At 71.7% G+C, this 20,950-nt stretch carries 14 protein-coding genes and 1 pseudogene; 5 read left to right on the plus strand and 10 right to left on the minus strand.

The genetic code is table 11. The features are described from left to right. A complete protein-coding gene (locus ABZ876_RS13805) occupies positions 1-1,392 on the plus strand; it encodes a PepSY-associated TM helix domain-containing protein (protein ID WP_361779156.1) in 1,392 nt (463 codons plus the stop codon). A gap of 591 nt (positions 1,393-1,983) precedes the next feature. On the opposite strand, the gene ABZ876_RS13810 is transcribed toward ABZ876_RS13805, so the two are convergent. Next, a complete protein-coding gene (locus tag ABZ876_RS13810; RefSeq protein WP_361779159.1) occupies positions 1,984-2,331 on the minus strand; it encodes a tetratricopeptide repeat protein in 348 nt (115 codons plus the stop codon). 159 nt (positions 2,332-2,490) lie between these two features. Here ABZ876_RS13810 and ABZ876_RS13815 point away from each other — a divergent pair, with 159 nt between their 5' ends. Then, on the plus strand, positions 2,491-3,456 hold the full coding sequence (locus ABZ876_RS13815) for a pirin family protein (protein WP_361779162.1): 966 nt from the start codon (positions 2,491-2,493) through the stop codon (positions 3,454-3,456). 247 nt (positions 3,457-3,703) lie between these two features. Here the strand turns inward: ABZ876_RS13815 and ABZ876_RS13820 are convergent, their stop codons facing one another. Beyond that, positions 3,704-3,889, minus strand: coding sequence for a hypothetical protein (locus ABZ876_RS13820; RefSeq protein WP_361779165.1), 186 nt, complete (start codon positions 3,887-3,889; stop codon positions 3,704-3,706). 102 nt (positions 3,890-3,991) lie between these two features. Beyond that, positions 3,992-6,337, minus strand: a complete 2,346-nt coding sequence (locus ABZ876_RS13825) for a glycosyl hydrolase family 65 protein (RefSeq protein ID WP_361779168.1) — start codon at positions 6,335-6,337, stop codon at positions 3,992-3,994. Positions 6,338-6,670: 333 nt separating this feature from the next. Between ABZ876_RS13825 and ABZ876_RS13830 the strand changes: the two genes are divergently transcribed. From ABZ876_RS13830 to ABZ876_RS13840, 3 genes and pseudogenes are all read left to right on the plus strand, one after another. Next, complete coding sequence (locus ABZ876_RS13830; RefSeq protein WP_361779171.1) at positions 6,671-6,955, plus strand: hypothetical protein; 285 nt, start codon at positions 6,671-6,673, stop codon at positions 6,953-6,955. A 164-nt stretch (positions 6,956-7,119) separates the two neighbouring features. Next, positions 7,120-7,850: pseudogene (locus tag ABZ876_RS13835) on the plus strand (thioesterase domain-containing protein). Positions 7,851-8,180: 330 nt separating this feature from the next. Then, positions 8,181-9,569, plus strand: a complete 1,389-nt coding sequence (locus ABZ876_RS13840) for a diacylglycerol kinase family protein (protein WP_361779174.1) — start codon at positions 8,181-8,183, stop codon at positions 9,567-9,569. 85 nt (positions 9,570-9,654) lie between these two features. Here the strand turns inward: ABZ876_RS13840 and ABZ876_RS13845 are convergent, their stop codons facing one another. From ABZ876_RS13845 to ABZ876_RS13875, 7 genes are all read right to left on the minus strand, one after another. Next, positions 9,655-11,904, minus strand: a complete 2,250-nt coding sequence (locus ABZ876_RS13845; protein WP_361779925.1) for an FUSC family protein — start codon at positions 11,902-11,904, stop codon at positions 9,655-9,657. Positions 11,905-12,115: 211 nt separating this feature from the next. Next, a complete protein-coding gene (locus tag ABZ876_RS13850; protein WP_361779176.1) occupies positions 12,116-13,570 on the minus strand; it encodes a glyceraldehyde-3-phosphate dehydrogenase in 1,455 nt (484 codons plus the stop codon). A 188-nt stretch (positions 13,571-13,758) separates the two neighbouring features. Continuing rightward, a complete protein-coding gene (gene lpdA, locus ABZ876_RS13855) occupies positions 13,759-15,159 on the minus strand; it encodes a dihydrolipoyl dehydrogenase (RefSeq protein WP_361779179.1) in 1,401 nt (466 codons plus the stop codon). Positions 15,160-15,214: 55 nt separating this feature from the next. Continuing rightward, positions 15,215-16,666, minus strand: a complete 1,452-nt coding sequence (locus ABZ876_RS13860; RefSeq protein WP_361779182.1) for a cytosine permease — start codon at positions 16,664-16,666, stop codon at positions 15,215-15,217. A 184-nt stretch (positions 16,667-16,850) separates the two neighbouring features. After that, entirely contained in the window at positions 16,851-19,115 is a 2,265-nt protein-coding gene (locus tag ABZ876_RS13865; protein WP_361779185.1) for an FUSC family protein, read from the minus strand. A 217-nt stretch (positions 19,116-19,332) separates the two neighbouring features. Then, complete coding sequence (locus ABZ876_RS13870; protein ID WP_361779188.1) at positions 19,333-19,758, minus strand: ANTAR domain-containing protein; 426 nt, start codon at positions 19,756-19,758, stop codon at positions 19,333-19,335. A 112-nt stretch (positions 19,759-19,870) separates the two neighbouring features. Then, the gene (locus ABZ876_RS13875; protein WP_361779191.1) at positions 19,871-20,869 is read right to left on the minus strand and encodes a Ku protein; all 999 of its coding nucleotides are present in this window, start codon (positions 20,867-20,869) and stop codon (positions 19,871-19,873) included. Positions 20,870-20,950: the final 81 nt, after the last annotated feature.

The following is a 20,950-nucleotide window of genomic DNA, read 5'->3' on the forward strand; positions in this document are numbered from 1 at the left end:
ATGACCACCGCTGCCCCGACCACGACGGGCGAGGCCCCAGGGCCCGTCCCACCCAAGCCCTCCGGATGGGCGCCGCTGAGACCCCTGGTGCTGCGCCTGCACTTCTACGCCGGGATCCTCGTCGCCCCGTTCCTGCTGGTCGCAGCCGTCACCGGCTTTCTGTACGCGGCCTCGTTCCAGGTCGAGAAGATCGTGTACGCGCACGAGCTCACCGTCCCGGTCGGCGACGGCAAGCTGCCGATCGGCGCACAGGTCGCCGCCGCCCGCAAGGCTCATCCCGAGGGCACTCTGTCGGCCGTGCGCCCCTCCCCGGCGAAGGACGCCCCCACGAGGGTGCTGCTGTCGGGTGTCCCCGGCGTCGGCAAGGACCACACCCTGGCCGTGTTCGTCGACCCGTACACCGGCAAGGTGCGCGGCGCACTGGAGCAGTACGGCTCCACCGGCGCCCTTCCGCTGCGGACCTGGATCGACGAGTTCCACCGTGACCTCCACCTCGGTGAGAACGGCCGCCTCTACAGCGAACTCGCCGCCAGCTGGCTGTGGGTGATCGCGGGCGGCGGGCTCGTCCTGTGGTTCGCGCGCCGGCGCTCGCGGCGCAAACTGCGCGGTACGAGCGGCCGCCGTCGCACCCTCGGCCTGCACGGCACGGTCGGAGTCTGGGCCGCGGCCGGGTTCCTCTTCCTCTCCGCGACCGGTCTGACCTGGTCGACGTACGCAGGGGCCGCCATCGGCGAACTGCGCACCTCGCTCCACCAGGCCACTCCCTCGGTGTCGGCCTCCATGGGCGGCGAGCACTCCGGCCACGGCTCCGCGACCGCCGGCGGTGGCGCGCACGGCGTGGGCCTCGACAAGGTCCTCGCGGCCGCCCGGGGCAAGGGCCTGTCCGATCCCGTGGAGATCGTGCCACCCGCCGACGCGTCCTCCGCCTACGTCGTCAAGCAGATCCAGCGCAGCTGGCCCGAGAAGCAGGACTCGGTCGCCGTGGACCCGGCCACCGGCGAGGTCACCGACGTCCTCCGCTTCGCCGACTACCCGGTGCTCGCCAAACTCACCCGCTGGGGCATCGACCTGCACACCGGCGTCCTCTTCGGGATCGTCAGCCAGCTCGCCCTGATGGCCCTCGCCCTGTGCCTGGTTCTGCTGATCGTCTGGGGCTACCGCATGTGGTGGCAGCGCGGCCGGGCGGGCGCGTTCGGGCGGCCGGTCCCGCGCGGCGCCTGGCAGCAGGTCCCGCCGCAGATCCTCGTCCCCGGCATGGCGGCCGTCGCGGTCCTCGGCTACTTCGTACCGCTGCTCGGGATTCCGCTCGCGGCCTTCATCGCCGTGGACGTCGTCCTCGGCGAGATCGACCACCGGCGCGGCAGACGCACCCACGGCGGCCGGACAGCGTGATCCGCCATGCGCACGCCGGAGGAGAACACACGGCACGGCGCCGGGCCCCGGCGGCGCGGACGGGCGATCCGGCGGGGCTGGTGCTCCGCGCGCCGCGCCCGAGCTGCGGGCGGCCGTCCCGCACGACGAAATCGCGGGCAAGGCGCGGTTCCCGCGCCGCCCTTGGTCACCGGGACCTGCGCGGGCCGTCCGTCGGCACCGACGGATCGTCCGCAGGGCCCGCCGCACACTGGCCGGACCGTCCGGCCGATCGGTGGCGGCGCTGCCCGAGACCGGGTCGTACGCCTACGCGCCGCCCGGCGGCGGACACCGCGACCGCGTCGTCGTCACCACGGCCCTGCCGGACGGGCTCGCCCGGCGGAGCGCCGGGCCCTGTTCCCTCGGATCGCGCCCTTCTGGCGTCCGCTCACCACCGGTGTCCGCCCCGCTGGGCTGCCGTCCCGCGGCACCCGGCGCGTCGGCACGGGACGCGCCGGCCGCCGCCGGGCTGGTGCCTGCGCCGGGTGGCTGCACTGCCGGTGCCCACGCAGTGCACGACGGCCCGTGCCCGGCGGGACCGGACACGGGCCGTCGATGACCGGCCTGCCGGGATCACACCTCCGCGAAGTCGCCCGCGAGCGCCGAGGCGATCCGCAGATGCGGCTGGGCCTCGTCGACGCGCCCCTGGCGCTGGAGCGTGCGCCCGAGCAGCAGCCGGGCGTAGTGCTCCACCGGGTCCTGCTCCACGATGCCGCGCAACTGCTCTTCCGCGCGCCGCAGTTGGGCAGAGTGGTAGTAGGCGCGGGCCAGCAGCAGCCGTGGCCCGGTCTGCTCCGGCACCTCCTCGACCAGCCCCTTGAGGACCTGCGCCGCCGCGGCGTAGTCCTTGGCGTCGAAGAACTTCCCGGCCCGCTCCCAGCGCTCCGAGAGGGACCCGTGGTCGTAGTACGTCGTTTCCACTTCCGGCCTCCTTACGGCCCCCACAACCCCGCACCTTGGTTGAATATTCCACTACTGGCGAGGGTGGCTGGGGTGGCCGGGGGACTCGATGGAAAGAGCGACTCGACGGGCGGGTGGATGGCCTCACGTGGGCGTGCCCACGGGGCTAGGTTGGGCGGCATGAGCAATCTTGATCGCGAGGCGGTGCCCGCCGTGTGCGGTGGCCGGGGGTTCGTGGTGACGGAACCCGTGCGTGAGCTCCTCAGTCCGCGCCGGGTCCGGCTCGGTGAGTCGACGGAGGTCCGCCGGCTGCTGCCGAACCTGGGCCGCCGCATGGTGGGCGCCTGGTGTTTCGTCGATCACTACGGTCCCGACGACATCGCGGACGAGCCCGGCGTGCAGGTTCCCCCGCACCCTCACATGGGGCTGCAGACGGTGAGCTGGCTGCACGAGGGCGAGGTGCTGCACCGTGACTCGACGGGCGGCCTCCAGACCATCCGCCCGCGCCGGCTGGGTCTGATGACGTCGGGACGGGCGATCAGCCACTCCGAGGAGAGCCCGCGGTCCCATGCGCGCTTCCTGCACGGCGCCCAGCTGTGGGTGGCCCTGCCGGACAGCCACCGGCACACCGATGCGCGCTTCGAATACCATCCCGAGCTGCCCGTGGTCACGGCCTCCGGGTTCAGCGCCACCCTGATCCTGGGCGAGATCGACGGCGCACGGTCCCCGGGTACGGCGTTCACGCCGATCGTCGGCGCCGATCTGGCCCTGGCGCGCGGCGCGGACGTACGACTGCCCCTGGAGACGGACTTCGAGTACGCGGTGCTGTCGATGTCCGGCGAGGTCCACGTCGACGGCGTTCCCGTTCTCCCGGGTTCGATGCTCTACCTCGGCTGCGGACGCACCGAACTCCCCCTGCGCGCGGAGTCGGACGCGGGCCTGATGCTCCTGGGCGGCGAGCCGTTCGAGGAGGAGCTGATCATGTGGTGGAACTTCATCGGGCGCACCCAGGACGACATCGCGCAGGCCCGGGCCGACTGGATGACGGGCTCTCGCTTCGGCGAGGTGAAGGGGTACGACGGCGCTCCGCTGCCCGCGCCGGAACTGCCGCCTGTGCCGCTGAAGCCGCGGGGTAGGGTGCGCTGACCGTTCCGGCCCTGACATGACGTGACCGTCTCGCTGCCCGCGCGCTGTGGTGACCGGTGGCCGGGGCCCCGCCCGTGGCCGTTGCCGTGTCGCAGCCCGGCCTCGGCTGGTCCGCAGGTGAACCGTTCGTGGCCGAGGCCTTCGGCATGGAGGCATCGCCTGCATCGTGGGGTTCCTCCCGCGGTCCCCCACAATGGCGCCTTTGTTAAGCCCAGCCCTGCACTTTCACGAGCGGGGCCGTCGAAGGTCAGTGGTCGGACACGAGGAGCCGGTACCCGACGTCCATGGTGTCGGGCGTGAGCAGCTCGGCGTGACGTGTGTGCCGGCGGCCGGCGGCCAGGTCCTCCGCGAGCCGGGTCGGGCCGGGCGCGATGGCCTCTTCGCCGATCTGGGCACGACCGGGATGACCACCAGACCCCGGTTCGACTGCCATGTACGACCGACACCTCCGCGGGGCTGGAGGCGCATACCTCCTGGACACACCCAGGTGACGGCCTGCGGATACCCGACATCCGGCGCGGTGCCCGCCCTCCGTTCAGCAGGGGCGCTCGGGCCGCCGTCCGGGTGGCTGGGTGGGGGGCGGCAGGCAGGGCGGCGGCTCGAGGGGACGGCTCTGGGATGTGCCGCGGGACAGCGTCACCGGCTCCCCGTAGTGTGTGATCTCCATGCCGTCCCCGTGCACGAGCGTGTACGTTGCCCGGGATTCGGTGATCTCCACTCGGAGGCACTGCCGGCGGATCCGGACGGAGAAGGCGAGCCGGCTCAGCCTGCCGGGCAGCCGGGGGGTGAAGTGGACGGTGTCCGCGCCGTGCCGCATGCCGCCGAAGCCTGCGACCAGGGCGATCCAGGAGCCCGCCAGCGAGGCGATGTGCAGTCCGTCGCGGGTGTTGTTCTCCAGATCGTCCAGGTCCATCAGGGCGGCCTCGCCGAGGTAGTCGTACGCCAGGCCCAGATGGCCGACCTCGGCGGCGATGACGGCCTGGATAGAGGCCGACAGCGAGGAGTCGCGGACGGTGAGCGGCTCGTAGTAGGCGAAGTTGCGCGCCTTCTGGCCCTCGTCGAAGGCGTCGCAGCGCAGGTACATCGCCAGCACTAGGTCGGCCTGTTTGACCACTTGCTTGCGGTAGAGCTCCAGGTACGGGAAGTGCAGCATCAGGGGGTAGTCCTCGGGCCGGGTGCGGGAGAAGTCCCAGGCCTGGTGGCGGGTGAACCCAGCGTCCTGCTCATGGATGCCCAGCGCCCTGTTGTACGGCACGGTCATGGCCTCGGCGGCGTTCCGCCACGCGGTGATCTCCTGCCCGGTCACGCCGAGCGCGGCGGCCTGCTCGGGATGGCGTTCGGCGGCTTCGGCGGCGGCCCGCAGATTTCCCTGGGCCATGACGTTGGTGAAGGTGTTGTCGTCCGCGAGTGCGCTGTACTCGTCGGGCCCGGTGACACCGTCGATGTGGAAGTGTCCGTCGGAGTCGTGGTGGCCGAGGGAACGCCACAACCGGGCGGTCTCCACGAGCAGTTCCACGCCGGTCTCGCGCTCGAAGTCCTCGTCGCCGGAGACCGCGACATAGCGCAGGACGGCATGGGCGATGTCGGCGTTGACGTGGAACGCCGCGGTACCGGCCGGCCAGTAGCCGGAGCATTCCGCGCCGTCGATGGTGCGCCAGGGGAACGCCGCGCCGCTCAGGCCGAGTTGGCGGGCGCGGGCGCGCGCCGCCGGCAGCGTGTCCTGGCGCCAGCGCAGCGCCGCCGCGACGCTGCGCGGATAGGCGGAGGAGAGCAGCGGCAGCACATAGCTCTCGGTGTCCCAGAAGGCGTGCCCGTCGTATCCGGAGCCGGTCAGGCCCTTGGCCGGGATGGCCCGCTGCTCGGCGCGTGCGGCGGCCTGGAGAACGTGGAAGAGCGCGAAGCGGACGGCCTGCTGGATCTCCGGGTCGCCGTCCACCTCCACATCGGAATGCCGCCAGAAGTCGTCCAGGAAGGCCCGCTGTTCGTCGACCAGGCCCCGCCAGCCGGTGGTGCCTGCCTCGGCGAGCGCGGCCTCCGCCTGATCCCGCAGGGCCGTCAGCGAGCGCAGCCCGGACCAGCCGTAGGAAACCAGCTTCTCCAGCCGGAGCTTCTCCCCGGGACTGAGGTCGGCGATGACGGTGAGCCGGGCGACGTCGTCCGAGCTCTCCGCGGACATCGCGGTGGAGGAAGGGCCCTGCACGATGTGGTCGGCGGCGGCCGCGACCCGCAGACCGCTGCTCTCGGTGCGGTGGATCAGGCGCAGCCGCGTTCCCCCGGCGTGGTGCTCCTCCGGGCGCAGCGGGGACTCCAGGGCCGCGGCCACCCGCGGATCGTCGCTGGGCTGCGGCATGGGCGCGTTGGCCACGAGTTCGGACTGAAGGACGATGCGCACCTCCTCGCCCAGCGGCTCCACCTCGTAGGCGATCGCGGCGATGGCCCGATGGGTGAAGGAGACCAGACGGGTGGAGCGCAATCGGACGGCCTTCCCCACCGGGGAGACCCACTCGCACACCCGGTGCAGGACCCCGTCCCGCAGGTCCAGGAGCCGTTCGTGCGAGCGCAGATGCCCGTAGCGCAGATCGGCCTGCTCGTCGTCGACCAGAAGGCGGATGATCTTGCCGTCGCTGACGCTGATGACCGTCTGGCCGGACTCCGGGAAGCCGTAGCCGGCCTCGGCGTAGGGCAGCGGATGTACCTCGTGGACGCCGTTGAGATAGCAGCCGGGCAGCCCGTGCGGCTCGCCCTCCTCGAGGTTGCCGCGCCAGCCTATGTGTCCGTTGGAGAGCGCGAAGACCGATTCGCTCTGCGCCAGGACGTCCAGGTCCAGCCCGGTCTCGCGGACGCACCAGGGCTCGACCTCGTAGGCCGGATGGGTGATCACGGTACGTCCCCGCCCCCGTCCACGCCCGGGCGGCGGCGCCGGGCGGGCCGGTGTCGCACGGTGTCCGGAAGGCACCGTATCGCCATGTTCTATACCTGCCCGCTCAGGGGTCCCTCCATCCCCACCGGTCGCACCGGTGGCCTCGCGACCGCGCTCCGGAACCGCGCCCGTGCAGAGAGCGACCGGCTCCCCGGCCGCAACCGGAAGGCGCCGTTCGGGTCGCCGCATGGGGCCCTACCGGTGATGACCGCGCGTGTTGCGCACGCCGCACCTGCCGCGGCGGGTAGGTCCTCTGCGCAGAAGTCCGCCCCGCGACCTATGAGGAGATCAGCCATGCACGCAGTGGTTCGCCGTTACGAAGGGGTGACTGATCGGGCCGAGGTGGGACGCCGGGTGAACGAGGAGTTCGTGCCGCTCATCCGCCAGGTCCAGGGGTTCGTGGCCTATTACTGGATCGATGCCGGGGGAGGGGTGATGGTGTCGACGAGTGTCTACCAGGACCGGGCCGGAGCCGAGGAGTCGAGCGACAGGGCGGCGCAGTTCGTACGGGAACATCTCGCCTCGCTGATGCCGAACGCCCCCCAGGTCACGGGCGGCGAGGTCGTGGCACATACCTAGCGGCCCGCCGGAAGGCGTCGCGGGGCACTCGAGCGCGGGACTCTGACCCAAGCCCGGCGCGCCGACGGTGCCGCCCCACCTCACCGCCGGAACGAGCCAGGGGTACGGCCGCGGCCGAGTTCCGGGGCGATAAGGGTGGGCCGGACGGCCCCGCGCCCGCAAGACTGCCGGGGCACAGGCTGGTGCGTCTGCCGCACGCGGGTGGCTCCGCGAGCTCCTACCACCCGCTGTCGGCCGCGATGCCGGCGTCCGTGGACGTCCTGGCCAGTACTCGGGGCGTCAGGACCGGCGCGACGAACCGTGCATCCCCACCGTCGGGGAACTCGCCGGCCACATCACCTCCGTCCTCCTGCCGTGGACGGAGGGCCCGCTGGCGTTCTTCGGCCACAGCCTGGGAGCCACCCTCGCCTTCGAGGTCGTCCGCCGGCCGGAGCGCGACCACGGTGTCGTCCCGCACGCCCTGTTCGCCTCCGCCCGCCGCGCCCCGTCCTGCCCGCACACCGAGACCGTCCACCAGCGCGACGACGACGGACTCATCGAGGAGGTAGAGCTGTTGAGCGGCACCGACTCGGTGATCCTCGACGACATCGAGCTGATCCGCATGGCCCTGCCCGCCATCCGCGCCGACTACCGCGCCGCCGAGACCTACGTCCACGAGCCGGGCCCCGGCCTGCGCTCCCCCGTCTGGAGCCTCGTCGGCGACGACGACCCCAAGGTCACCCTCGACGAGGCCCGCGCCTGGTCCCGGCACACCGACGCATCCTTCGAGTTCCGCGTCTTCCCGGGCGGCCACTTCTGCCTCACCTCCCACCAGGCGGAGATCTTCCGTCTGCTCACCGCCGGGACGAGGCCGGGGCGGCGGCCCGTCGCGCCGGGCCGCGCGTCCTGCGCATGAACGGCGCCGAAGCGGAGTCGGGCCTGCCGTTCGCTGCCCCGCCCCAGGTGTTCCGGTCCCTCTGCGCGGCGACGCCGAGGCTCTCGCCGAAGGGCAACATCACCCGCCTGCAAGCGCGTTGGGTGTCCGCAAGGGCACACCGCCCGTCACGCAGCCGATGGTCCACCGAGCGGCACACGGACGCCGGCCAGGGCAGGCCGCGGCCGGACGGCCACGCGAGAGGGTGTGGTCACGGCCTACATTGGGGCACATATGGCTCGTCAAGTCGTGGCCGTCGGTGGAGCTTGTCGTTTCGCTGGTCGTGCCCGGCACGTCCAGGGATGGGGGCCGATGGGGCCGGTGATGAACGAACGCGAACACCGTCGGCAGAGGTGGGCGGCCCGGGGAGCGCTCGCCGCCGCGGCGTGGGCGGCGGTGCTGCCCCTCGTCCAAGGAGGCGTGCGCGGTCTGCTGCTGCTCGCGGCCGGACTGGCGGGCCTCGCCGTCACCGTGGCCGCGCTGTGGTGGGTGCTGTCCCGCCGCGGACCCGCCCGTGCGGCCGCGGCCCTGTTGGCGGCCGCCACCCCGGCCGCGGTGATCGCGCTGTTCGTGCAGGTGCACCTGTTGTGGGTGATCGGGCTGTCCGGGGCGCTGTGGGCCGTGGCGGTCTGGAGCGGCCGGTACGCGCTGCGCAGTACCGGGCTGCGCCCGGCACGCGTCAAGGAGTACCGGACGCCACCGCCGAAACACCCGTTTCTTCTGCTCAATCCCCGCTCCGGCGGCGGGAAGGTGGAGAAGTTCGCGCTGCGGGAGAAGGCCGAGCGGCTCGGTGCCCGTGTCGTCCTGCTCGACCCGGAGCGGCAGCAGGACGTCGCCGCCCTCGCCCGTCAGGCCGTCGCGGAGGGCGCCGACCTCCTCGGCGTCGCGGGCGGCGACGGCACACAGGCGCTGGTCGCCGCGGTGGCGGCGGAGCACGGCCTGCCGTTCCTGGTGATCTCGGCCGGCACCCGCAACCACTTCGCGATGGACCTGGGCCTGGACCGGGACGACCCCTCCACCTGCCTCGACGCGCTCACCGACGGGGTCGAACTCCGGGTGGACCTCGGGTTCTGCGATGACCGCCCGTTCGTCAACAACGCCTCCTTCGGGGTGTACGGAGCGGTCGTGCAAAGCCCCGGATACCGCGATGACAAGGTGGGTACGGCACTGGAGGTGCTGCCGGAGCTGCTCTCCCGCGAGCGCGGTCCGCGACTGACCGCCCGGGTCGGCGGCACCACCGTCGCCGAGCCGCAGGCCGTGCTGGTGAGCAACAACCCCTACCGGGTGGGCGATCCGTTCGGCTTCGGCCGCCGCGAGCGGCTGAACTCCGGGAAGCTGGGGGTCCTTGCCGTCAGAGTGGACAGTGCGGTCGAAGCCGCCGGACTGGTGCTGGACCCGCAGCCCGCGGGGCTCGCCGTGCTGACGGCGCACGAAGTGGTCATCGAGGCGGACGAACCCAGTCTGGAGGTGGGTCTCGACGGCGAGGCGCTGACCCTGACGGCTCCCGTCCGTTGCCGCATCGAACGTCGTGTCCTGCGCGTGCGCGTCCCCCGTACCCGGCCCGGCGTTCCCGAGCTGCCGCCTCGCCTCGACTGGCGCAGACTGCGCAAGCTGGCGGCCGCCGTCGGCCGTACGGCGGCGCCCTCGCGGCCGGGCCGTCACAGGACCGCGCCCTCGCGGGAGAGGCCGCGCGAGGAGTGAGGGGCGCCGGCCGCCCCACGCCGAGCCCCCGGGATGCCGCGCGGCCAGGCCCGTACACCGCCTTCGCCGTACCCGATCCGCGTCGTCACGCCCCCGGCGTCCGGGCGGGGACGTGCAACGGACGGGCCAGTCCGGCCACCGCCTCGTCCAGGCGCTGGAGGTGCCGCAGCACCCGGTCCGTGACACGGTCGTACCGCGGTGCTCCGAGGGTGCCCGGCTTGAGCATGGACGTGATGCTGGGGCCGGTCCCGATCTCGGCGGTGGAGCGGTCGTCGGCCACGTGCGCGGCGATCGCCTCGATGTTGCGGACGATACGCCGGCCCGCCTCGCGCAGCCGGGGGTCCGCCGCGATCGAGGGGTACTCGGGCAGCAGTCCGGCGGTCGCCGCCAGGGAGCGCGCGTGGTAGGCGCAGGTCTCCAGCATCGCGACCACATAGCGGGCGGTGTCCCGGCGGGCCCGCAGCGGCGTGATCGGATGCGTCAGCGGCTGTGTCGAGGAACGCAGGTCGGCCAGCGCCCGGTCCAGATCGCGTGCCCGGTCGAGCAGGCCGGCCGCGGAGCCGCCGCTCAACTGGTCGACCGCGGCGCCGGTGACGTCGGCCAGCCGGGCCAGCACGGTGGCGAGGAGTTCGTTCGTACGGCGATCGGTGCGCACCGGCAGCACCAGCGCGGCCGCGACGACTCCGCAGACCACCCCCAGCACCGTCTCCTCGATGCGCAGCAGGAGCACGGAGGAGCTGTAGGTGTGCAGGAGCGTGTAGAGCAGGCCCAGCATGGCGGTGACGAAGAAGGACATCGCCATGTAGGACAGCGGAGCCGTGTAGAACATCGCGAAAATGAACAGCAGCACCAGCGCGAACGCCGTCCAGGTGTGGTGCCCGACCAGCCCGGCCAGCCCGATGCCCGCCACCACACCGAGGACGGTGCCCACCAGCCGACGGTAGCTCTTGACGAGGATCTCGCCCGTGGACGCGGTGTTGATGAACACGATCCAGCAGGTCAGCACGGCCCAGTACCAGCGCTGATCGGAGAGGAACTCGCCGCCGACGATGGCGAGCGCCGATCCCACGGCCACCTGCACGGCCGCGCGCGTGGTGGGGCGCTGCCACCCGGTGGCCTCCGCCTCCTTGCGGCCCGCCTCCCCGCTGCCGTCGATGGCGGCGTCCTCCGCGTCCAGTTCCTCACGCGAGCGGGCCGTCTCCTGGGTGTCGTCGGACTGGTCCTGGGGCCCGTCCAGGGCGATCCGCAGCCCCATGACAGCGCGCCCCGCCTCGCCGATCCCACGGAAGACGTCCTGGACGGCGGGCGGCGCGGGCGGCACGTTGTCCTCCTCCCGGTAGCCGAGGAGCCGGTTGCGCACATGGGACACTGCCGTTCCCGAGTCCTGTGCGACGGACCGCAGGACCAGCAGGCGCAGCGCCTCCAGGTCGCGGCGCAGTGTCGCGGTCGCCTCGTCCCGCTCGGGCAGCGGGCCGCCCGAGGGCGCGGGCGCGCCCGGCAGGTGCAGGGTGAGCGTGTCGGCCCGTTCGGCGCTGCGCGCGGTGAGCAGCAGCAGCCCGAGCCGTTCGGCGGCGATCTCGGCATCGGCGATACGGCGTTGCAGCAACAGGGCCACCGCCTCGTCGGGGGTGCCCTCCTCCAGCCGGCCCTGGATCATCATGGCCGTCTCGTGCAGTGCCGCGGTCCTGCGGCGCACCTCGTCGAGGGCCCTCGGCAGGTCCTCCGGCCCGGCGTCGAGCAGGGCGAGTTGCGCCGAGATCAGTTGCGCCAGGCGGGCTCGGAAGGCCTGGCGCAAGCGGTCCAGGATGCCCGAGGGCGACTGGGGCAGCAGGGCGAAGCGCACCAGGGCACTGCACGCGAAGGCGAGGGCGATGGCGACGTAGAGGCCCGGCAGCGCGTGGACGGTCGCGCCGACGAAGAGGGAGAGGAAGTAGATCTGGAAAACGATCAGCCCCAGCGCCGTGCCCCGCTCCCCGAACCGGCGGCCGTAGACGGCGCAGAAGATGAGCCCGACGAAGACGACGTCCCCGGCCACCCGATGGGAGTTCAGCAGCGCGCTGAGCGACACCGAGGCAAGCGCCGAGGGGAGGCCCAGGGCCAGCGTGACGGCCTGGCGCGTCCGTTCCTTCTCGCGGATGGCGAACGTCGCGACCATGGCCGCGATGGCACCCGCCACCAGATGGGACACATCGAAGCGCAGGAGAGCCAGGGCGGCGAGGGTGAGAGCGACGGAGACCGTGGTTCTGAGTCCGGCCGTGAGCCGGAGCAGCCCGGGGTCCGATGCCGCGATGCGTTCCCCAGCCTTGACCCGAACCGACCGAACCGCCACTCGCACTCCGCCCCACTCGATCCCGCGTCCCGTGATGATCTCTTCCCAGCATGGCACGCTGCGATGGACGGACCACCGGCACGGGAAGAGCACGGGCGCGCTGCGGCCGGGCGGGCGGCGGTTCGGGCTCCGGGCCGCCGTTTCCGCCGGAGGCCGGCCGGCGTCGGTGGTGCCGGTGCCCCGTCCTGCGGGGCACCGGCACCACCGCCCGTCCGTGTCAGGCCGCCGGGACCGGGTAGGTCGGGTACTCCACCCCGGAGACGTGCTGGACGACGCGGATGACCTGGCAGGAGTAGCCGAACTCGTTGTCGTACCACAGGTAGAGGATCGCGTTGTCGCCCTCCACCTTGGTGGCGCCGGCGTCGACGATCGAGGCGTGGCGCGAGCCGATGAAGTCGCTCGAGACCGCGTCGGGCGCGCTGATGAAGTCGATCTGGCGCTTCAGCGGGGAGGTCAGCGACACCTTGCGGAGGTAGTCGAGGACCTCTTCCCGGGTGGTCTCGCGCGCGAGCTGGAGGTTCAGGATCGCGATCGACACATCGGGCACCGGGACCCGGATCGAGCTGCCGGTGATCTTCGCCTTGAGGTCGGGCAGCGCCTTGGCGACGGCGGAGGCGGCACCGGTCTCGGTGATGACCATGTTGAGCGGTGCGGACCGGCCGCGACGGTCGGACTTGTGGTAATTGTCCAGCAGGTTCTGGTCGTTGGTGAACGAGTGGACGGTCTCCACATGGCCGCGCAGGACGCCGTACTCGTCCTCCATCGCCTTCAGCGGAGGGACGATCGCGTTGGTGGTGCACGAGGCGCAGGACAGGATCCGCTCGTCCGGCTTCAGCGTGTCGTGATTGACGCCGTGGACGATGTTCGGGACGTCGCCCTTGCCGGGCGCGGTCAGGACGACCTTGTCGATGCCGGGACGCAGATGCTTCGACAGGCCCTCGCGGTCGCGCCACTTGCCGGTGTTGTCGATGAGGATGGCGTCCTTGATGCCGTACGCCGTGTAGTCCACCGAGGCCGGGTCGTCGGCGTAGATCACCTTGATCTCGTTGCCGTTGGCGATGATCGAGCTGTTCGCCTCGTCGACGGTGATCGTGCCCTGGAACTGCCCGTGGATGGAGTCGCGGCGGAGCAGGGAGGCGCGCTTGACGAGGTCCTCGGCGGCCCGGCCGCCGCTTTCGCGGACGACGATGGCACGCAGCCGCAGCCCGTTGCCGGAGCCGGACTTCTCGATGAGCAGGCGGGCGACGAGCCGCCCGATGCGGCCGAATCCGTAGAGGACGACGTCACGGCCCTCGGCGCGCTCGATCTTGTTGGCACCCGTCGCGCCGGCGACGGCCTCGGCGGTGAACTCCTCCACCGACAGACCGCGGTCGTCGGTGCGGTACGTCGCGGCGAGCATGCCGATGTCTATCTGGGACGGCCCGAGATCGAGGGTGGTGAGGGCCTGGAGGAACGGCAGTGTCTCGGTGACCGAGAGTTCCTCGCCGGCGATCTGCCGGGCGAATCGGTGGGTCTTGAGAATGCTGACCACCGACTTGTTCACCAGGGAGCGGCTGTGGAGGAGGACGGTGACGTCCCGCTCCCGGTGCAGCTTCCCGATGAGCGGGATCATCGACTCCGCAGTCTCCTCGCGGTTTTTCCAGTTCGTGAACGAGTCGTCATTGACAGTCACAGGCGTATCTTTCGAGCTAGGTGGCGCTCATATGCTAACCCCCGGCCACTTGGATCTTTCACCCGGTGGTCCTGAGGCCCGCACGACGGTGTACGGCCCGCCCCTGCCTGAGCGCCGCCCCGGCCCGCGGCGGTTCGGAGCCCGGCGGCGGACGGCCGCCGGGCATGGCGTTTCCCGAACCGCGGGACCTACATGTTGATCATGTGTCCGGCCAGGCCGTGGATGGCCTCCTTGACCGCCTCGCCGAGCGTGGGGTGTGCATGGACGTTACGCGCGACCTCGTGGACCGTCAGGTCCCACTGCTGGGCCAGCGTGAGTTCCGGAAGCAGTTCGGTGACCTCCGGCCCTATGAGATGGGCGCCCAGCAGCTCCCCGTGCGTGCCATCGCTGATGATCTTCACAAAGCCGACGGGCTGCCCCAGGCCATGGGCCTTGCCGTTGGCGGTGAACGGGAACCTCGCCACCTGGACGTCGAATCCCCGCTCGCGCGCCTGCGCCTCCGTCCAGCCGAAGCTGGCGATCTGCGGCTGGCAGTAGGTGGCCCGCGGAATCATGGTGTAGTCCAGCTCCATGGTTTCCGTGTCCGCTATGGTCTCGGCAGCCACGACGCCCATGGACTCGGCGGCATGCGCGAGCATCAGCTTGGCCGTCACGTCCCCGATCGCGAAGATGTGCGGCACGCTGGTCCGGCAGCGTCCGTCCACGTCGACGGCTCCGCGCTCGGTGAGGCGTACCCCGGTGTTCTCCAGACCGTAGCCCTGGACGTTCGGGGCGAAGCCGATGGCCTGGAGCACCTTGTCCGTCTCCAGGACCCGGCGCTCCCCGCCCTTGTCGACGGTGACCCGGACGCGCGGGCCGGAGTCGTCGATGCTCTCGACGGCGGTACCGGTGAGGACCTCGATGCCGAGTTTGCGGTAGTGCTTCGCCAGCTCCTTGGAGATCTCCTCGTCCTCCAGCGGGACCATGCGGTCGAGGAACTCGACGATGGTCACGTCCACGCCGTAACCGCGTAGCACATAGGCGAACTCCACGCCGATCGCGCCCGCACCGGCGATGACGATGCTGCCCGGCAGGGTGTCGCTGAGGATCTGGCTTTCGAAGGTGACCACCCGCTCCGACAGCGCGGTGCCGGGAAGCAGCCGGGGACTCGCGCCGGTCGCGAGAATGCAATGACCGAACGTCACCGTTTCGGTGCGGCCGTCCGGGAAGGTCACCACCAGGGTGTGGTCGTCGGTGAAGGCGCCGCGCCCCTCCAACGTGGTGATGGCGTTCTTCTTCATCAGGTAGTGAACGCCCTTGACCCGGCCGTCGGCGACCTTGCGGCTGCGCTGGTAGGCGGCCCCGTAGTCGGCCGAGACCTCCCCGCCGACGCTGATCCCGTACGCCTTGGCCTCGTTCTTCACGAAATGCACCATCTCGGCGTTGCGCAACAGGGCCTTGGAGGGGATGCAGCCCACATTGAGGCAGACACCACCCCAGTACCGCTCCTCGACCACCGCCGTGGACAGGCCGAGTTGTGCGCTGCGGACCGCGGCGGTGTAGCCCCCGGGCCCCGCCCCCAGAACAAGAACATCGAAGTGTTGGCTCACAAGGCACTGATCCTTCTCCGATGCGCCTCGGCGTGCAACCGCCGTTTGCGCCGGGTCAGGGTTCGCGGTGCTCGCGCGCCGCCTGCTCCAGCCCCTCCGCCTCGGCCTCGGCCAGCCGCTGTTCGGCCTCCACGTCGATCGACCGGGTCAGCAGCCAGTAGAGCAGCGCGGCGACCGGCAGCCCGACGAACAGGGAGATGTCCGCTCCGCCGAGTGCGCGGGCGGCGGGCCCGACGTAGAGATCGCCCACGGAGAAGAACGGAACCATGAGGGCGAACCCCACCAGGTACGCGGCGATGCCGTGCAGGCCCCAGCGTCCGTAGATCCCACGGGGGTTGAAGATCTCGGCGATGGCGTAGTGGCCGCGGCGCACCACGTAGTAGTCCATGAGGTTCACCGCGGTCCACGGGATGAACAGATAGAGCACCAGAAGCAGGAAGTCGTTGAAGTTCTGGAGGAAGTGGGACGTCGCGGCGAGGGCGCCGACGAGGGAGAGCGCGGCGGTGACCCCGAGGGTCACCAGCCGTACGGCGAGTGTCGGCCGCACCCTCGTGAAGGAGTCGACACCGCTGATGAGCGTCAGCGATCCGCCGTACATGTTGAGCGCGGTCACGGACACCAGGCCCAGCGCGGCGAACAGCAGCACGATCGCGCCGAAGCCGTCGAACACCGTGTCGCCCGCCGCGTCGATCGAGCGGATCGTCTCGAAGTCCCTGCCCGCCCAGGCGGCGAGCAGCGCCCCGAGGGTCATCAGCCAGACACCACCGAGCGCCGAGCCGAAGTAGGTCCAGTAGAACGTCTTGCGGACCGTCACGTCCGGTGGAAGGTAGCGCGAGTAGTCCGAGACGTAGATGGCCCAGCTGATCTGGTAGCCGGCGACCACGCCGAACTGGGCCAGGAACGGCGTCCACCGGAAGCCGCCGAGGTCGAACGAGCCGGGTGGGTAGTGCAGATTGACCAGGACGCCCACGGTGAAGATCCCGAAGACGACAAGGAAGGTGTACGTCAGGATCCGCTCGGCCCGGTGGATGACGTCGTAGCCCACTAGGGCGATCGCGAAGGCGGCCAGGGTGACCACGACCACCCACGACTTGACGCCGCCGTGCAGCGTGGTGTGCAGTGCGTCACCGGCGAGGATCGTGTTGAAGACGTTGAACCCCGCGTACTGGAGAAAGGCGAAGAGCCACACCAGCAGGGCCCCGACATAACCGAACTGGGGCCGCGACTGGATCATCTGGGGCAGACCGAGTTGCGGGCCCTGGGCCGAGTGGAAGGCCATGAAGAAGGTGCCGATGACGGTGCCGCCCACGATCGCGACGAGCGACCAGAGCAGGTTGCCGCCCTCGGTGATGCCGATCAGACCCACCGCGAGGGTGGCGATCTGCGCGTTCGACATGAACCACAACGGCCCCAGATGCCACAGCTTGCCGTGCCGCTCGTCCAGGGGTACGTAGTCGATGGACCGGATCTCGAGACCCGGCACCCGAGGTTCTGATGCTGTGGTCACGACGCCTCCCGGGAGCTGGGCCATCCCTGCGGCCACGTTCGCCCCCCGAGTGTCACAGGTCAAGGCCGCCGGTCGCGCGTGATGCCCGCCGTGTTCCGGCGGTCATGCCCTACGGCGTTCGCGTACCCCGGCTCGTCCTTCTGCGCTGGGGCGGGCGTGCCGTGCGCCGGCGGTGCCGGCACGGTCAGGGAGGATCGTCCCCCCTCACCGCGGCGGCCAGGCTCGGTTGGAGACGGCGGGCGGCGTCGAGATGGTCGGCGGTCCAGACGATGCGGACCGCCGTGCCCGCGGCCTGCTTGTGTGCACCGCCCAGATCGCGGCGGATCGACGCGACCAGCCCCGCGTCGGCCGCGGTACTGCGCGGCAGCGGATCCGGGACGGCCGTGCGGCGGTCCAGGGAGGCGGCCAGCATCCCGTACCAGTCGGAGACCCGCTTCGCGGCGCCCAGCAGGACGAGGCAGGCGTCGGCGCGGTCCGCCGTGGTCGGCCGTTCGCCCTGCCACAGCCCCAGCACCGCGTCCGCGGCGAGGCGCAGTCCGACCACGCCGGTGACCAGGGTCGTCATGGGCGCGAGGGCCACTGGTTTCGGGCCGCGTTCGGCGAGGTAGCCGCGGAAGGCGTCGTCGAGCCGTCGGGCGGCCGCTGCGGCCTGACGCCTCTCCCGCTGCGGGTCCGCGGCCGGTGCGGGTCCGGTCCCGCACCGGCCGACGGCATCCTTCACCGCACCGCTCAGATAGCGGGCGCTGTCCGTGTAGGCCGCCGCGAGGGCCCGGTCGATGGCGGCCGCGGCGCCGCGCGGCCAGAACAGCAGGCCCACCAGAACGCTCACCGCACAGCCCAGGGCGATGTCCTGGACCCTCAGCAGCGCGATGTGCCAGTTCGGCTGGTGGCCGATGTTGAACAGGATGACGAGGGTGACGGTGAAGGCGGCCTGGCCGGCGGCGAACGAGATCGCGGCGGGGGCGATCCCGGCCACCAGCACGGCCAGAGGCAGCAGGAACCACAGCAGCGTGCCGTGATGGCCGACGAGGTGCAGCAGTCCGGACCCGATGAGTGAACCCGCGACCGTGCCGCCCACGGCGCGCAGCGCCTTCTGCCCGGTGCTGAGCGCGTTGGAGCGCAGCACCGACAGGGTGCCGAGGAGCACCCAGAAGGAGTGCTCAAGACCCGTCACATGGGCGATGAGGACCGCGATACCGAGGCCCAGTGCCCCCCGCAGGCTGTTGTGCAGCCAGACCGAGTGCGGTTCGAGATGGGCGGCGGCGCGCTCGCGGGCCGCCGCCAGCGGTGAGGTGGCGGTGCCGGGCTCGCGGCCGAGCAGGCGCTCCGGCCAGCTGCGCCGCCCGGCGGCCGCCGCCAGGTCGACGTTGCCCGCGATCTGGAGGGTCACGAACGCGAGCTCCTGGGCGCGGAACGACAGATCCAGGGCGCCGAGGAAGGGGCGGACCTCCGTCCGGGTGGCGGGTCCCGGCCGGTGCACGGGCAGCCGCGTGGTGGTGCTGTGTTCCATGGCCGTCATGGCCTGGCGCAGGCCGGCCGCGGCGGCGGGCAGCGCGTCGGGCAGTCCGTGCGGGTCGTCGAGCAGGTCGGCCGCCCGGTCCAGGACCAGGGCGGCGGCCACCCGGACGGCCTGGGCGCCGGGGTCGCGCGCCATACGTCTCTCGGGCGGGGGACCGCTGTCGGCGACGATGCCGCAGAGCCAGGTCAGTTCGTCGACCAGACGGACGACAGCGCGGGAGTCGGCGCTCAGTCCGGTGGGCCGGTAGGTGGCGGCGTCGAAGGCACTGCGCAGTTCGGAGGCCGCGGCGGTCTGAGCGGCCTGGTCCGCGGCGGCCCGGCGGGGGTCGCAGCCCGGTGCGTCCGAGCGCAGCGACGCCGCGGCCGCGCGGCAGACACGGGCGGCGGGCGCGCTGAGCGGGTCCGCGGCGGGCCGGGGCCACAGCAAGGAGATGGCGAGCATGGCGGCGGCCGCCGCGAGCCCCGCTCCGGCGAGCCGTTCGGGCAGCTGCGAGGTCGGTGTGGGTGAGGTCACCGGGAGGACGTAGGCGAGCAGCAGCGCGGTCGTCGCCCCCGCGAGGACGGAGCTGACCACGCCGGAGAAGAGGACCAGGAAGCCGACCAGGGCCGTCGTGGCGATCGCGAGCCAGGTGATGTGGGCCACCAGCGTGCCGAGGCAGATGAGCACCATCCAGGCCATCGCCAGGCCCATATGAGCGCGCAGCCGCTGCACCATCGGGCCGGTGAACTCCACCAGCAGCAGCATCGAGAACGAACCGAACGCCGCGAAGGTGGCCATAGCCGCCGAGCCGATCACCTGCCCGCACAGGGCGAACAGTGCGGGCATCACCAGCGCGGTGCGCACGGCCCGGCGGGTCGCCGCCAGCTCCGGATCATGGGCACGAAGCCACTCCGTGGCCCGGCCCGGCCGGATGCGGCCCGGTGTCCGCATGCGCTCACACCCTCCGTGCCTGGCCCGTGGGCCGCGTGCCCGACGACAGTATCCGCCGGGCAGGGGCACCGCGGGGCCCTGCCGTGCGCCGAGTCGACAGGGAGGGGGCCGGACGAGTGACACGGCAGGCCCGGCCACCCCTCCTGGCGGAAGAGCGCTCTCTGGGGGCGCACGGCAGAGCTGACGCTCCGTCAGTGCCCCTGCGCGGACGACGGACCTAGGGCCTCTCGTTCGGATCACGCCGGCCTGATCCGAACGAAAGACCCTGGCCCCGGGCGGCCTCCGGGTCCGTCGGCTCGGCCGCGTGAGAGCACATTCTGTACCGTTCGAGCGCCTTGCCCAGCTCCTCCGCCAGGGGCCCCGGAAGGGCACCGCCCTGCGCGGACTTCAGGATGTGTTCCGCGACCACGCGGAGCTTGGTGTTCGTACGCTGCGAGACGTCGCGCAGCACACGCCAGGCCTCTTCCGGCGCGATCCGGCCGAAGACGACCACGGCGCCCATGGCCTGGTCGATGACGGCGTGCGAGGAGACGGCCTGGCGTAGCTGGGCGTTCTCCTCGAGAAGCCGCTCGTGCTCCAGTGCCAGGTCGGTGGCGGACAGCAGTCGCAGAGGATGCTGGTCGGATATCGCGAAGAACGCCATGGTGTCTTCCCTGGTCGAGCGGGCGGTCGCGGTTACAGCTTCCCCCAGGTCGTCGTCATAGACGAATCGGATCAAGTCTCCCGCGCGAGGACGGGGCGGGCCCCGCCGTCGCCTAGGCGCTGCGCGGCCGGCGGGCCGCCTTCTTCGCCGCGGTCTTCTCGGCCGCGGCCTTCTTCGCCGTCTCCTTCGCGGTCTGCTTCTCCGTCTTCTTCTCGGCCCTCTTCGTGCTCTTCCCGGCCGCCGTCTTCCCGGCGGGCGCCTTCTTCGCCGTCTTCCCGGCCGCGGTCTTCCTCGGCAACTCGTGGACCTCGGCCTCCGCCCCCTCGCCACGGGACGCCTTCGCCTGGGCCACGGACTCCCGGAGCGCGGTCATCAGATCCAGCACGGCGCCGGCCCCGGCCTCCGGCTCCGGCGCCTCGGGCGGCGCGTGTCCCTCCCGCTTGGCCTCGATCACCTGCCCCAGTGCCTCCGTGTAGTGGTCGACGAAGTCCGGGCCCTCGAGGTCCTCCCGGGTCATGCGCTCGATCAGATGCTCGGCCTCGGCGATCTCGTCGTCGGAGAGCCGGACCTCGCCCGGAGCCAGCGTCCCGGCGTCCCGGATCTCGTCGGGCCAGCGCATCGCATGCAGCACGATCGCCTCGTCCCGCACACGCAGCAGTCCGAGCCGCTCCCGGCCGTGCCAGGCGAACTTCGCCACCGCCACCCTGGACGCCCGCTCCAGTGCCTTGCGCAGCAGCGCGTACGGCTTCGCGGCGACGGTGCCGGAGGCCTGGAGGTAGTAGCCCTCGCCGACCCGGATGGGGTCGATCGACTCCGCCGGCACGAACGCGACGATCTCGATGGCCCTCGCCGTCGGCAGGGGCAGGTCCCGCAACTCCTCGTCCAGGACGGCGACGACCTGGTCCCGGGAGATCTCGTACCCCTTGCCGATCTCTTCCTGCGGCACCTCACGGTCCTCGATCTCGCAGTACTTGCGTACGCGGACCCGCCCCATGTCCCGGAGGTGGTACTGGTGGAAGCGGACGCTGTGGTCCTCGGTCGCGGGGACCACATTGATCGGGATCGTGACCAGGCCGAAGCTGATCGCTCCTGACCAGATGCTCCGGGGCATCGCAGACCTCTCCGTGACGTGCCCCGAGGCCACCAGCCTACGAAGGGCTCCGGCGGGCGGCACGGCGAGGCGTTCCACCGG

The sequence above is a fragment of the Streptomyces sp. NPDC046931 genome (assembly GCF_040644655.1).
GTDB lineage: Bacteria > Actinomycetota > Actinomycetes > Streptomycetales > Streptomycetaceae > Streptomyces.

Bases quoted from the DNA above. Each gene is read 5' to 3' on its own strand.
- ABZ876_RS13820 (WP_361779165.1), bottom strand. From the start codon at position 3,889: ATGGCAGTCGAACCGGGGTCTGGTGGTCATCCCGGTCGTGCCCAGATC.
- ABZ876_RS13840 (WP_361779174.1), top strand. From the start codon at position 8,181: ATGGGGCCGGTGATGAACGAACGCGAACACCGTCGGCAGAGGTGGGCG.
- ABZ876_RS13830 (WP_361779171.1), top strand. From the start codon at position 6,671: ATGCACGCAGTGGTTCGCCGTTACGAAGGGGTGACTGATCGGGCCGAG.
- ABZ876_RS13865 (WP_361779185.1), bottom strand. From the start codon at position 19,115: ATGCGGACACCGGGCCGCATCCGGCCGGGCCGGGCCACGGAGTGGCTT.
- ABZ876_RS13875 (WP_361779191.1), bottom strand. From the start codon at position 20,869: ATGCCCCGGAGCATCTGGTCAGGAGCGATCAGCTTCGGCCTGGTCACG.
- ABZ876_RS13870 (WP_361779188.1), bottom strand. From the start codon at position 19,758: ATGGCGTTCTTCGCGATATCCGACCAGCATCCTCTGCGACTGCTGTCC.
- ABZ876_RS13815 (WP_361779162.1), top strand. From the start codon at position 2,491: ATGAGCAATCTTGATCGCGAGGCGGTGCCCGCCGTGTGCGGTGGCCGG.
- ABZ876_RS13805 (WP_361779156.1), top strand. From the start codon at position 1: ATGACCACCGCTGCCCCGACCACGACGGGCGAGGCCCCAGGGCCCGTC.